Annotated in this window: 8 protein-coding genes; 3 read left to right on the forward strand and 5 right to left on the reverse strand. The window is 61.2% G+C overall.

Annotated features, from left to right (window positions below):
* Nucleotides 1-291 precede the first annotated feature (291 nt).
* Genes ABE493_RS14030 through ABE493_RS14050 form a run of 5 tightly spaced genes read right to left on the reverse strand, consistent with a single transcriptional unit; the run spans nt 292 to nt 8,972 of the window.
* A complete protein-coding gene (locus tag ABE493_RS14030; protein WP_346499529.1) occupies nt 292-879 on the reverse strand; it encodes a hypothetical protein in 588 nt (195 codons plus the stop codon).
* Entirely contained in the window at nt 872-4,300 is a 3,429-nt protein-coding gene (locus ABE493_RS14035) for a type I restriction endonuclease subunit R (RefSeq protein WP_346499530.1), read from the reverse strand. Before ABE493_RS14035 ends, ABE493_RS14030 begins: the two co-directional genes overlap by 8 nt.
* Nucleotides 4,287-5,705: a restriction endonuclease subunit S gene (locus tag ABE493_RS14040; protein WP_346499531.1), complete on the reverse strand. Its 1,419-nt coding sequence runs from the start codon at nt 5,703-5,705 to the stop codon at nt 4,287-4,289. The genes ABE493_RS14035 and ABE493_RS14040 overlap by 14 nt, the downstream gene beginning before the upstream one ends.
* The gene (locus tag ABE493_RS14045) at nt 5,705-8,065 is read right to left on the reverse strand and encodes a type I restriction-modification system subunit M (RefSeq protein ID WP_346499532.1); all 2,361 of its coding nucleotides are present in this window, start codon (nt 8,063-8,065) and stop codon (nt 5,705-5,707) included. The genes ABE493_RS14040 and ABE493_RS14045 overlap by 1 nt, the downstream gene beginning before the upstream one ends.
* A 19-nt stretch (nt 8,066-8,084) precedes the next feature.
* Nucleotides 8,085-8,972 carry a restriction endonuclease gene (locus ABE493_RS14050; protein WP_346499533.1) on the reverse strand — a complete coding sequence of 296 codons (888 nt, stop codon included), beginning with the start codon at nt 8,970-8,972 and terminating at the stop codon, nt 8,085-8,087.
* 769 nt (nt 8,973-9,741) lie between these two features.
* Here ABE493_RS14050 and ABE493_RS14055 point away from each other — a divergent pair.
* The 3 genes from ABE493_RS14055 (at nt 9,742) to ABE493_RS14065 (ending at nt 14,071) form a co-directional block, all read left to right on the forward strand.
* Nucleotides 9,742-10,593 (forward strand): HpcH/HpaI aldolase/citrate lyase family protein, encoded by an 852-nt coding sequence (locus ABE493_RS14055; protein ID WP_346499534.1) that lies wholly within the window; start codon nt 9,742-9,744, stop codon nt 10,591-10,593.
* A gap of 52 nt (nt 10,594-10,645) precedes the next feature.
* On the forward strand, nt 10,646-13,054 hold the full coding sequence (locus ABE493_RS14060; protein WP_346499535.1) for a sodium:solute symporter: 2,409 nt from the start codon (nt 10,646-10,648) through the stop codon (nt 13,052-13,054).
* 135 nt (nt 13,055-13,189) lie between these two features.
* On the forward strand, nt 13,190-14,071 hold the full coding sequence (locus ABE493_RS14065) for a LysR family transcriptional regulator (protein WP_346499536.1): 882 nt from the start codon (nt 13,190-13,192) through the stop codon (nt 14,069-14,071).
* The last annotated feature ends 118 nt before the right edge of the window (nt 14,072-14,189 follow it).

The raw sequence follows: 14,189 nt of genomic DNA on the forward strand, positions 1-14,189 counted from the left end.
TATTCTCATATTCTTGCACGGCAACCGATTGCCTTTCTTTGATTCTAGCCGACCGAGTAGCCACCTGAACGACGGCCCCGCCTTCAGTAGCCGGGCTCCCTAGAGTCCAAGTGTCACTAACGACTTCCCGCAATTCAATGCCAAGCTAAATTAGAGGTATCCGGCTCGTGGTACTGAGGGAACTTGGCGGGCGTCAGCCCGCCAAGGCAGTCGTGAGGGATCTCGGTGTTTTAGCATGTGGAGCGAGGTCTCTACTTCACCTTGGCCCGTTTTCCCGGAGGCGGATCAATATCACCGGTGAAGATTCACATTGACATGCACGACATGAATCAGCTCTGCGCTTGCATGCTTGTGATGGCTGACATAGGCCCATTTCATTGGGTGATCGAATGTCGCTCCGTGCTGATGCACGGGCAGATCGGCATCTGCCTTTATACGCAAGCCAAGCACTAGTTCAGAAATGCCGGGCTTCTTGAAGTACTCGACGACATAGCCACGGCCTTGCCGACCAGTAGAGTAGCGGGAAGCCAACTGTGCGATCGCCCGTGCGTGATACGCGGGTCCTGCATAGATCTTCGCCTCAGCCAGCCGCTGCTGTGAAAACATCATGCTCTCGGACCTGATTGTTAGATCGACCCGCCCATTGCTGTATCCCTCACGCGTCACAGCAAGGCCCGGCATCCTCAGAGCTGCCGCCAGGAACGCTGACAGCTTTTCTTCACTATCAGCCGCTAAGTGATGGGCTTCCGCCTCCATGCGCTGAACACATTCCTCGAAATGACGGTCAAGAAAATCGTCGAACTCTTTCTCTGTTTTGGCTTGGAACAGTTCCCGCAACACTGGAAACCAGCCAAACAGCATTTTCAGACTATCACCCATGCGCAATCCTCTGTGCATTTTGAAGCGCCCAACGAATCGACAGCCGTTCAGTCCAGTCGTCGCCCTCCGGATCTTCCTGCGCCAGTAAGCGCACCTCGTCGAAGCTCATCGCCTGTGGAGTATCCGCGCTGCCTACACGGACAAACTCTCGATTCAGGATTCCGACGTCGTGGGCCGATAACAGATTCAGAACGGGAAACAGAACATGGCTCACCGACAACAAGCTGGTTTCTTCGATGAAGGCGAGATCGGCAATACCCAGACTGCTCCTTCCTCCCGCCGCCAATCTATCCAGCAGTATATCCACGGCTTGTGACCAGACCACCCCGGCACCGAATCTGTTTCGAACAATATCCAATGCACGAATACGGACGTTCTCTACGCCATTGGCTGGGTTCTGCTGGTACGTCACATCAAACACCATGTCCGTCAGCCAGCGTTTGAAGTTGGGGTTTTCGCTGAACTGCTTGAACAGTTCGGTGTGATCTGACAACAATTCCAGCACCACGCGGTTGAGCACTTTGTCGTGCTCCAACTTGGCGTTCTGCTTGTCGGAGTTCGCCTGCGCGTTCTGGTAAGCCTTGTCTTGTGCCACCCGCGCCGGTATCTCCTCTGCGATGACCTTGCGGATCTTGTCCTCGTCTTTCCACTCGATGTTGCCGAACAGATCATTGAAGGTTTTGATGATCGCGGAGAGTTTGTCGATGTCCGCCTCGCCTTTACCGCCACCATCACCCGGCGGTACTGGCTCGACTGTGGCATCTGCATCGGCCATCGCCATCTTCAACGCTGCTTTTGCCTCAACCCGGTAGCTGTCCATGTCGATGGTTTCCAGCACCCCCTTGGAGAGGTCTTCCTCTTTGGGTGCAGGTAGCTTTGGGATGAGGAAATTCAGGAAGATCGACAGCTTCTCCCACGTCGGGTGGCCGTAAGTCAGGATCGCGGCCAGGAAGCCGTAACTGCGCACAAAGGCCTTGGCCTTTCCCTTGAACTTGACCTGATCGTCCTCGCCGAGCTTGTCGGTATATTCGGCCACGCAGGCATCGAGGATGGGGTCTAGTTTGTCCCGATCCGCGCCACTCAAATACAGCGCCACCAAGTCTTCCACCTGCTGCCAGCTATACACCTGCAGGCCGTCAAGTTCGGCCTTCAGGTCGTGCAGTTTGTTGGCGTCAGTTTCACCAGTCTGAATGGTGGCGCGGTAGTAGTCCTGGAACGCCGCCTTCACCGCCTCGGCGTTGTCAGCGAAGTCGAGCACAAAGGTGTCGTGCTTCTGTGGGTGCGCCCGGTTCAGGCGGGACAGGGTCTGCACCGCCAGCACGCCCGCCAGCGGCTTGTCCACGTACATCGTGTGCAACAAGGGCTCATCAAAGCCAGTGACGAACTTGTTGGCGACGATCAGGAAGCGATGCGGGTCTTGCTTGAGGTTGGCCGGAATGTCCTTGCTCGGAAACCCGTTGAGATCAGCCTCGGCCTTCTTCTGGCCGCCAATCTCGAAGTCACCCGAGTACGCCACGATGGCCTTGTACGGACTCTTGATCCGTGTAAGGTAGTCCGACACCTCGCGCCAGTAGTCGATGGCCCGTGCGATGCCGTTGCACACGATCATTGCTCGCGCCTTGCCGCCGATCTTCTGTTTGCCCGCGACCTGCATAATGAAGTGATCGACCATGATCTCGGCCTTGCGCCGGATGGCCTTGTCGTGCGACTCGACGTAATGGCGGATCTTCTTCAGCGCCTTGACCTTGTCGAACTCCGGATCGTCCGCTACTGCCTTGGCCACTTGGTAAAAGCTGTCATAGGGGGTGTAGTTCTCCACCACATCGAGGATGAACTTCTCCTGGATGGCCTGCTTGGTGGTGTAGGTCAGTTCTTCGGGCGAGCGGAATTGCACCTTGTCGCCGACCAGAGTCTTCTCTCCGAACAACTCCAACGTCTTACTCTTGGGTGTGGCAGTGAACGCGAAGTAGCTGGCATTTGCGAGCAGCTTGCGGGAGGCGATGCGCTTCTCGATCTCGGCGTTGACGGCATCCTGCGTGCTGTCCTCTTCGAACCCCTCCTCGACGACCTTGCCCCCGAGGGCTTCGTGCATCCGCGCAGTTGTCTTTCCGCCTTGGCTGGAATGCGCCTCATCGATCAACAGCGCGAAGCTCTTGCCGGATAAGTCGCCCAGCTCATCGAGGATGAACGGAAACTTTTGCACTGTGGTGACGATGATCTTCTTGCCACGACGCAGGTACTCGCGCAGTTCCTGCGCGTTGTCGGAGTGGCCGACGATCGCGGCCACGTGGTCGTACCCTTTGATGGTGCGGGCAATCTGCGTGTCCAGCGCGCGTCGGTCGGTGATGACGATGATGGAGTCGAACTGCGGCGTCATCGGGTCGTCCTTGCGGCGCAACTCCACCAATTGGTGCGCCAGCCAGGCAATCGTGTTGCTCTTGCCGCTTCCTGCCGAATGCTGGATCAGATAGCGCTTGCCCACCCCATCGGTATGGGCGCGCCGCAGCAGCGCACGCACCGTACGCAACTGATGGAAGCGCGGGAAAATCTGCTTGCGTTTCTTGCGCTTCTTGCCGCCAGCGTCCGCCTCTTCCTCTTCCACCACCTGCGCGTAACTCTCGATGATGTTGGCCAGCGACTTGCGGGTCAGCACCTGCTTCCACAGGAAATCGGTCTTCAGTCCCTCCGGGTTGGGCGGGTTGCCTGCGCCGCTGTTCCAGCCCTGATTGAACGGCAGGAACCACGACGCCTTGCCCTTCAGCTCTGTGCAGAACGCAGCCTCCGCGTCATCGACCGCGACGTGCGCCACGCAACGACCTAACTGAAATAGCAACTCCTGCGGGCTGCGCGTGGTCTGGTATTGGACGATTGCGTCTGCCAGTGTCTGCTTGGTCAGCGAATTCTTCAACTCGAAGGTCAGCACCGGCAGACCATTGATGAAGATTGCCAAATCCAGCTCGTTGCCGGAATCGTTGCTATAGCGCACCTGTCGAGTGACGCTGAAGATGTTCCTGCCGAAGGCATCCGCTGCGGCGGTGTTGCCCGGTGTGGGTAGCAGCTTGTAGAGATCGACGTGAACCGGCCCGTGGCTCACGCCTTTTCGCAGCACGTCCACCACGCCGCGCTTGGTGATCTCGCCCTGCAGGCGGTGCAGGAACTGGGTGCGCTTGATGCCTTCCGCCCCCAGTTCCAGCATTTCCAATGCTTTAGGCTGGGTGGCCTGCAAGAAGGCCAGCAGCTGTGCCACATCCAGCGCCACATCACGGTTGTAGTCGGTGGACCTGCCCTGCACATAGCCGTTGTGGGTGGCGGCGAAATCCGTGGAAGCCAGCGCATGGCTGTACTCGGGCTGCAGCACACCAGTCAAGCCGCGTACCACGCGTGCCTCAAACCAACGCTCGGTGGTGTCAGTCTTCGCCATCGCCACCCTCCTCTCCGGTCATATCTTCCAAGTCATCGCCCAGTACGGCCAGCGCCGCGTCATCCACTACGTCCTCCGGGCCGGGTTGCCAGCCGCGTACATCCACTTGGCCCGTGACCACATCGGCAATCAGGCAGTCCCGGTATTCTCGGATGAGGGCGATTTCGCCACGAATTTTCTCGATGGCAACGTCCTGCTCTGCCGTCGCAGTTTGAAGCTCGTTCAAAATCTGATCCTGCTCACCCAACGGCGGCAGAACAATTCCGAAGTTCTTGACAAAGCCAAGCGGCACGCGCTGCTGACCCGCAGCTCCCGTCATCGCATCGGCTCCCAGCACGCGGAAGGTCCTAAGCGACAACAGCTTCGCTAGAAACGCCGGTCGAACTCGCTGCTCTGCCGCCCGGAGCACGATGAACTCCGTTGTGCCAAAACCGATCTCTGTCGGTAGCGTATCCAGCAACCCGCCCTTCCCGTTCTCGAAGCATGGGGTGATCTTCGCCATCACCACATCATTGCGGCGGAAGTAGGTGTAGCCCTCCCAAACGTCCGAGGTCTTTCTGGTCTCAATGCTTTGTAGCTTTCCATCCGTCGTGATGCATTCCATCGGCAGGAACGACACCGAGGCGTCGCTGAGTCGAAATGCGGCACTCTCCGAGCGAGACGGATTGAACGCTGCAACGTGTTTTAGCTTGCTTGTTTCCCAATGTGCGGGGATCTGCGGAATCCATTCGATCCCTGAATGACGCTTCTCTGTAGCGGAATTAAGCCCCTGTGTTACCGCACCCTCGATGATGGTCTGTTTCAGTTCAATCAACAGCGAAATGAGGTCGCGCCTAGTCTTGATAAAACGGGCGATGTGCGCGTCCTGTGCGCGCAGGTAGGCAACGATCTGGTCTTGCTCGGAGCGCGGGGGCTGGATCAGCGCAATGTCGAGGAACTGATTCGGGTATAGGCGTAGGCGCGAAGATCGGATGCCAGTCGAGCGCCCGATGTATTCGGCGATATAGGCCCGGGTACGCAATAGGTAATCGAGATACGCCGGGTTGAAGCTCTCGACGCGATGCGGGCGGTACACTCCATAGGCCGGACTGACGATGCCCACGTGCTTGCTAGCACCAAGCGCTGCCATCCACGCCCACAGGGTGTTGATGACGATGTCGCCGGGGCGGCACAGTTTGGAGCCAACGTAGCTCGCAGCCTTGAACATCGTGACCTTCTTTTGACTGCGTGGGGTGACGCCAGTGAGGTGAGACACCGACAGTAGCTCTTCCTGCCCGGTCTTCGAGCGCTCATCCACCTCACGAAAAAAGGTCTTGGCACGTTGCTCGTTCCAGTGTTCCGGCACAGAGGGCAACCAGCGCATTTTCGGCTGCCGGTAGCTCGGGTACGCGATCGCCGCCGTCATTACGCCCCCCCCACAATCTTGTGCAGCAATCCATCGCTCTGCCGCTCCAACGCGAGGATGTCGGCACGTATTTCTGTCAGCGTGCGCAGTGGCGCGGGCTTGTAGAAGTAGCGAGCGAACGAAATCTCGTAGCCGATCTGGGTCTTGTCCGTTGCGACCCAAGCGTCCAACGCGTAGGGCAGCACTTCGCGCTCGAAGAAGGCATCGATGCCGCCTTGTTCCTTCAACGGCACCTGCTCGGTATCGCGCAGCTCGCTGTCCGGCTCATACTCGACCATGAAACGATCCTTGCCCACAGTCTCCAGGTACGCACCATCAAAACCTGGCTCGAAATACTCGCCCTTCTTGAGCTTACTGCGTTTTGCGATGACCGGCGGCGCGTCCTCATCGCGCCAACTTACCGCCTTGTAGATAGCCTTCTTCTCCGGCGCGCCGAGCTTGTCGCCCTGAGCCTTGAGTGCGGCATCGAAGCGGGTGCGAAATGTGTTGTGGTCGTCGAACACGGCGCCGCCCAGTGCCTTCTGCGCTCGTTGCGCCACCTCCATCAACCCCTTGTCACGCTGCCATGTCGCGGCGTCGAGCAGCTTCTTGCGGCGCTTGGCGGGCACGGCCTTGCGCGCAGCGGGAGCCTCGCTGTCGTCACCGCTATCCGCTTCCTCGCTTTCGTCATCCTCGTCCTCGCCTTTCAGCCACGCCTCGATGGCTGGTTTGCACTTGGCGAATTCGGTGTAGACCGCGTCGCCATGGGTGGCATAGATCTCCGCACGCAGCGCTTCATCGCCGGAAGCGAAGCGCAGCGGCTCGATGCGTTCGTCGGAGAGCTGGCTTTTCAGGCGCAACGGGCGCTCGACGGTGATCTTCGAGTAGCCGAAATCCTGGGTGTCGAACCATTTGGACTGCGCGGCTTCCTGAACCCCGCCCAAATACCGATCAACGATACGGGCAATATCGGACTCACTCAGTTCGCAGTTCTTTTTGCCAAGGTTGCGGCGCAGCGGCCGGAACCAGCCGCTGGCATCGATCAACTGCACCTTGCCACGACGTGCTTCGGGCTTCTTGTTAGCCAGCACCCAAATATAAGTGGCGATGCCAGTATTGTAAAAGATGTTGAGCGGCAAGGCGATGATGGATTCAAGCCAATCGTTCTCCAGCACCCAACGGCGGATGTTGCTCTCACCCTGACCCGCGTCGCCGGTGAACAGCGCCGAGCCGTTATGCACCAGCGCGATGCGGCTGCCCAGCGGCGTGTTGTGTTTCATCTTTTGCAGCTTGTTCACCTGGAACATGAGCTGCCCGTCGCTGGAGCGGGTGAGGAGTTTGAACTCGGGGTTGTCCGCGTGGTTGACGATGAAACGCGGATCGTTCAATTCCTTCTTGCCGCCCATGCGCTCCAGATCGGTCTTCCAACTCTTGCCGTAGGGCGGGTTGGAGATCATGAAATCGAACTCGCGGCTGCGGAACTGGTCGGCGGACAGGGTTGATTTGTCCGCACCGCCGACGATGTTCTCGGCCTCCGCGCCTTGACCCTTCAGGAGCAGATCGGCCTTGCAGATGGCGTAGGTTTCGTCGCTGATCTCCTGGCCGAACAGGTGGATCGACACTTCCTTGCCGTGCTGCTCGGCCAGTTCGTGCAGTGCTTCCTCGGCCACGGTGAGCATGCCGCCGGTGCCGCAGGAGCCGTCGTAGAGCGAATAGGTGCTGGATTCGATCCGGTCGGCCACCGGCAGGAACAGCAGCTTGGCCATGAGCTGCACCACGTCGCGCGGAGTGAAGTGTTCGCCTGCCTCTTCATTGTTCTCTTCGTTGAAGCGACGGATCAGCTCCTCGAACACTGTGCCCATGCCGTGGTTGTCCAGCGCGGGCAGCTTTATGCGGCCATCGACATCCTTCACCGGTAGCGGTGCGAGATTGACCTTGGGGTCGAGGAAGTCGTCGATCAGGTAGCCAAGGACGTGCGAATCCACCAGCTTCTGGATCTGGTTGCGGAAGTTGAACTTGGTAAGGATTTCCTGCACATTCGGCGAAAAGCCGTCCAGATACGCAATGAAGTCATCGCGCAGGCGCTGCCCTGCCACGCTGGCCTTCAGCTTGGTCAGTGTGAATTCCGAGACGTTATAAAAGGCCTGGTCTGCCGCCATGCGCAACGCACCGTCCTGCTCAGCCACCTTATGAGTGTCGAGGAACCTCTTGCGCTCCAGCACTGCATTCTTGGTGGCTTCCAGTACGGCATCGAGCCTCCGCAGCACGGTGAAGGGCAAGATCACGTCACGATACTTGCCGCGCACGTAGACGTCGCGCAGGCGATCATCGGCAATATTCCAGATGAAGTCAGATATCCACTTCAGTTGACTGCTATCCACTGCTAATTCCTATTTGAATTCAATTCTCACCCGCCAAAAACCAAACCGGCTTGAGCGGCAAACGGCGGCGGGCGCTGTCATCCAGCTGGGCGTAATGGCGGGTCCACAGTTCGACCAGCTGGTTGGCGTCGATCAGGGTGATGCGGCGGTGGCTTTGGCGGGCTTCCAAGTCGGCGTCCTTGGTGAAGCCGGACAGGGCCACAAACAGGCCGACGTCGCCTTCACCCAGCACGGCCATGAAGCTGCGCAGGCCCATCACATCGATCTTGGGTGAGTTAGCGTTGCGTTTGACCTGCACCTTGATGCGCGGAGGGCGGGTGCCCAGCGGGTCGTTGTAGGCGATGACGTCCACGCCGCCGTCCTTACCGGGCGGGGCAATCCACGCCACGTGGTAACCCATGGCCGTGAGCAGCGCGCCCACCAACTCCTGGAAGTCGTAGGGCGGCATGTCGGCCAGATAGGCCTCGATCTCGGCCCAGGCCATTTCCTCGGCCTGCTCCAAGGTGATGCTGGCGGACTTTTCCACCGCCTCGTCATCGCCTTCATCGATTTCGATTACGGGCTGCGCCTTTTTCCATTTGTGGTACAGGCGTACCGCCTCGCGGTAGAACTGTTCGCCGTTCGGGTACTGCTGCAGGGCTTGGGCGCCTTCGGCGGTGATGCTCCAGATGCCCTTGTCCTTGACCAGCCAACCGGCTTTTACGGTGTCGACGGTGGCGAAGCGGACGATCTTCTCGAAGCGGCGCCCGCCGGTAGGGTAGTCGCCGGCTTCGTAGGGGGTCAGCTCGACCTGGGACGCCAGCGTTGCCAGGGCTTCTGCGGCCTTCATGCCGTCGGGCCGGGTTTGCAGGATGCCGAACAGCTTGCGTATCAGGTGGCCGGTCCGGGCCTTGGTTACTTCCGCCATGCTTCCCCTGCCTCGGTGGTTTGTTTCAGCCTTTTGGCGCCGTAATGGGTCGCCGGATTTGGCTGATTTATGTGAAGGGCCATGATAGCCGGGGTGGCTTGTGTATATCAGGCTGAACCGGCTTGGTGGTGGGGGTAACTGCTTTGTTCAAGACCTTCTGGGGCTTGGTTTGCTCTTGGGCAAAGGGCGTTGGGGGGCTTGAGACTTGGTTTTGCTGGCTGTTGCAATGCAGGGGGCCTGATTACTTACTTGACGCTTGGGCTGGGTTTTGCAGGGGGCGGAGCGCGAGCAAGATCAAAAGCCCCCCTTCCCGCCCTTCGGGCACCCTCCCCCGCAGGCGGGAGAGGGGACGGCGCTGGGGTGCTGCGGTATTGCTTGCGGCCTGGCGTGGCCGGGTGCCGCGGCAGTCTGCTCCCTCCCTTTGGACGCAGGCCAAGGGGAGGGTTGGGGAGGGGTGCTTTGGCTTTGGCTTTGGCTTTGGCTTTGGCTTTGGCTTTGGCTTTGGCTTTGGCTTTGGCTTTGGCTTTGGCTTTGGCCTTGGCCGCTTCGGCTTGCTGTCCCGCAGCTGAGGCAACGTCAAAAGCGCCCCCCCTTCCGCCCTTCGGGCACCTTCCCCCGCAAGGGGGAAGGGAGACTTCCAACTTTTGCTGCCTTCCCCCCACCCGCCAAACCCCGCAAACCACAACAAAACCTATCGGGTGAATGTCGGGGAATACACTTTTTCAGCCTTCCGATTCGCGCAGACTGCCTCTCAAAGTGAGGGGAAGCCATGCGTAGCAAGCTGTTTGTGCCCGGCGCACGTCCGGAACTGTTCGACAAGGCCTTGGCCAGTGCGGCCGATGCCCTGTCCTTCGATCTGGAGGATTCCGTCCCCGAGGCCGGCAAACAGGCGGCGCGTGACAACCTCGCCAGCTTCCTCGCCCGCGCTGATGTGACCACCAGCAGCAAGCTGCTGATCGTCCGCACCAATGCCACTGACAGCCCGCACTTCGCCGCCGATCTGGCCGCGATGGCCGTGCCCGGGCTGTGGCTGCTCAATATCCCCAAGGTGGAATCGGCCGCGCAGGTGCGCCAGGTTGCCGTCGCGCTGGAGCGGGCCGAGGCCGCCAATGGCGTGACCCGCCCGATCGGGCTGCTGCTGAACATCGAAACTCCGCGTGGTCTGCGCTTGGCCGCCGAACTCGCCGCCGCGCATCCGCGCGTGGCCGGCCTGCAGCTGGGCCTGGGCGACCTGTTCGCGCCCAATGGCATCGCCCGCACCCCGGCCAATGTCCACGCGGTGTTGTTTGCGGTGAAAATGGCCGCCACCGAAGCCGGCGTGTTTGCCTGCGACGGGGCTTGGCCGGATGTGGCCGATGCCGACGGCTTCCGTACCGAAGCCATGCTCGCTCAGCAACTGGGCTATATCGGCAAGAGCTGCATCCATCCGCGCCAGGTTGGCCAGGCCAATGTGATTTTCAGCGTGCCCGAGGCCGAACTGGACGAGGCACGGCGTATTGTTGCCGCCGCGCAGGCGGCCAGCGACCTGGGCCGCGGTGCGTTCCTGTTCGAAGGACGCATGATCGATGTGCCCTACCTGCGCCGGGCCGAAGCCCTGCTCGCCGGCGCCCTGCGCGCCTGATCTTTCCATCTGGCGGTTCGCCGCCATGCCGTTCATTACCGGGGTTCCATCCATGCCCACGCCCATGGCCACTGCGCTCGCCGCGCTGTCGCATCGCTTCTCGCTCGGCTTGCGCCTGCTTGTCGTCACCACCTTGTTGGCGCTGAGCAGCACGGCCTTCGCCGATGACGCACTGACTGCAGTCAAGACCGGCACGCTGCCGGCCCTGCCCGACGCCAAGCCGGTGCAGCAGTTGCTGGATATCAACGGCCGCCTGCTGGCCCGCTCCGGCGACAATGCCTGGCTGCTTGGAAAGAACGGCAAGAGCTGGACCCCAGCCAGCGGCATCAGCAACGAAGTCGTGCACGACATCGTGCGCAATGGCGACAGCACCTGGTTGCTAACCGGCGCCGATGCGCTGCACAGCGATCAGCTGCAACAGATCAGCCTCAAGGGCGAGACGCTGAGCAAGGGTCAGTCGCTGGCATTGCCGACGCCGTTGAGCAACGCGCATGCCACCGCGCTGGATGGTGTGCTGTTCGTGGCCGGTGTCGACGAGAGCGGCGTGACCCAGCTGTATCGCAAACCCGCCGATGCCGCGCAGTGGCAGCCGCAGCCGATATGGCCGGGTGCAGCCGCTGTGGTTGCAATGCAGGCGCAGAAAGGCGCGCTGTACGTGGTGGTCGGCAACAACGGCGCACAGCAGCTGCTGCGTTGGAACACCGAAAAAGGCTGGCACAACCTGCCCGCCATCGGCGGCGACGTGGTGCCCGGTTCGCTGCGTGCACTCGGTCAGGCGCACTTGTTGATGCAGGTGACCGACGCGGTCGGCAGCAGCCATGCGCGTACCTTCCACACCATCACCAGCGCCTGGGCTGACCTGGCCGATACCGCCGCCAACGCGCCACTGGCCAGTGCCAGCCTGGGCAACGGCCTTGCCTGGGCCAATGCCGACGGCAGCCTGCATACCTTTGAATTGCAGAGCGGCAAACACCTGCTGGGCTGGCTGGACTGGGCGGTGATCATCGTCTATCTCGGCGCGATGCTGGGCATGGGCGCCTACTTCTACTTCCGCGAAAAACGCGCCAGCACTGCCGATTTCTTCGTCGGTGGCCGCAGCATTCCGTTCTGGGCTGCAGGCGTCAGCCTGTACGCCACCAACACCAGCTCGATCAGCTTCATCGCCATTCCGGCCAAGGCGTTCGAAACCAACTGGCAGTACCTGACCAACAACCTGATCGCGGTGGTCGGCCTGATGTTCGTGGCGGTGTGGATCGTGCCGCTGCTGCGCCGCTTGGACCTGATGAGCGTGTTCTCCTATCTGGAAACCCGCTTCCATCCCGCCATCCGCATGCTCGCCAGTGCGCTGTGCATCGTCATGCAGATCGGCGCGCGGATGAGCGTGGTGCTGTTCCTGCCCGCGCTGGCCATCGCCACCATCACCGGCATCAACGTGGTGTGGAGCATCATGATGATGGGTGTGTTCACCATCCTCTACACCGCGATGGGCGGCATGAAGGCGGTGATCTGGACCGACTTCGTGCAGGTGATCGTGAAGATGGGCGGCGCGATCTTCGCCATCCTGTTCATCGTCTGGACGCTGAAGGGCGGCTTCGGTGAATTCGTCGCCACTGCCGCGATGGAAGACAAGACCAAGCTGTTCGATTTCAGCTTCGACCTGACCAAGGCCACGGTGTGGGGCTTCATCTTCCTGGTCGTGTTCGACGTGGTGCTGACTTTCCCCAAGGACCAGGTGCTGATGCAGCGCACCCTGGCCACCAAGTCGGACAAGGAAGCCGGCCGTTCGATCTGGGCGTTCGCCGCGATCATGATCCCGGGTGGCTTCATCTTCTACGGCATCGGCACCGCCTTGTGGGTGTTCTACAAGAACAACCCGCAGCGTCTTGACCCGCTGCTGCCGATCGATGCGACCTTCCCGCTGTTCATCGCCGCCGAGCTGCCGCCGGGTGTCACCGGCCTGATCATCGCCGGCGTGTTCGCAGCCGCCATGGCAACGCTGTCGAGCATCATGAACAGCGTGGCGACATTGATCTCGGTCGATTTCTACGAGCGCCTGGCCAAGGACCCGACCCCGCGCAAGAGCGTGCTGTTCGCTGAAATTTCCACGGTGCTGGTTGGTCTTACCGCGATTGGCCTGGCCCTGATCATGACCCGCTACGACATCCACTCCTTGTTCGACGTGTCGATCGAACTGGCCGGCCTGCTCGGCGGTGGCTTTGCCGGTGCCTATACGCTGGGCATGTTCACCCGCCGTGCCAACTCCGCCGGCGTGGCAATCGGCGTGGCCTCCAGCATCGTGCTGACGTTCGTGGCCTGGTGGTACAGCCTGGTGCACCCGTACTTCTACCTGGCCATCTCGATCTTCCTGTGCATCGTGATCGGCTATGTGGCCAGCCTGTTCTTCCCGGCGCCGAACCGCTCGCTGAAGGGCCTGACCATCTACAAGCAGGACGCTCTGTGAAGACCGGCCTGCGGCCCGCCAGCCGTCGCGGACCGCAGGCATTTCACACTGCCGGCGCGGTGACCCTGCCATTGGTCGCATCGCGTCGGCGCGCCCGCTGGTGTAGTTTGGCGCGCAGCTGAGAGGTCTAATCGCGTGGAAACCCAGTTTCTCAATACCTTTGTCACCGTGGTCGACCGCGGCTCCATGGCTGCGGCGGCGCGCATGCTGCACATCACCCCGGCCGCCGTTGCCCAGCAGATCCGCACGCTGGAACGCGAGCTGGGTGCGCCGCTGATCGCGCGCGCCGGCCGCACCGTCAGCGTCACCGAGGAAGGTGCGCGCATCCTGCAGCGTTCGCGCGACCTGCTGCGCGGCGTGGCTGATCTGCGCAGCGTCGCCAACGAAAGCGGCATGGCCGGCGAGCTGCGGCTGGGCGCCTGCCCCACCGCGCTGGGCGGGCTGGTGCCAGACATCCTGGCGCGGATGGTGGCCAAGTTCCCCGAGATAAACGTCTTCATCAAACCCGGTTATTCGTCCGACCTGTACGGCGCGGTGGAAGCGGGCGACCTGGATGCGGCGATGGTGCTGCAGGCACCGTTTTCGCTGCCCAAGACCTGCGACTGGCAGCTGCTGCGTGAAGAGCCGCTGGTGGTGCTGGCGCCGGCGCGCATGGCCGGTGCCGACCCGCACCAGCTGCTGCGCGAAGAGCCGCTGATCCGCTACGACCGCCACGAATGGGGCGGCCGTCAGGCCGACGAATACCTGCGCAAGGCCGGCATCGTGCCGCGCGAACGGTTCGAGCTGAATGCGCTGAACGCGATTGCCGTGATGGTGGATCGCGGTTTGGGCGTGTCGCTGGTGCCAGATTGGGCAAAGCCGTGGCCGGAAGGCATTTCGGTGGTACGCATCCCGCTGCCCGAGCCCAGCGAGCCGCGCCGTATCGGCATGGTCTGGTCACGCGCCTCGGTGCGCCTGCGCCAGGTCAACGTGCTGTTGGACGAGGCGCGCACGGCGCTGTTGCAGCCAACGGATTGAGCGGAATGCACCTGTAGTGCCGAGCCATGCTCGGTAGGGGCATTACCGATAACCTTCTGTAGTGCCGAGCCATGCTCGGCTGGAGCATTACCGGTAAGGCCTCTGCCGAGCATGGCTC

The sequence above is a fragment of the Stenotrophomonas terrae genome, from assembly GCF_039674165.1.
In the GTDB taxonomy this organism is placed as follows: domain Bacteria; phylum Pseudomonadota; class Gammaproteobacteria; order Xanthomonadales; family Xanthomonadaceae; genus Stenotrophomonas; species Stenotrophomonas terrae_A.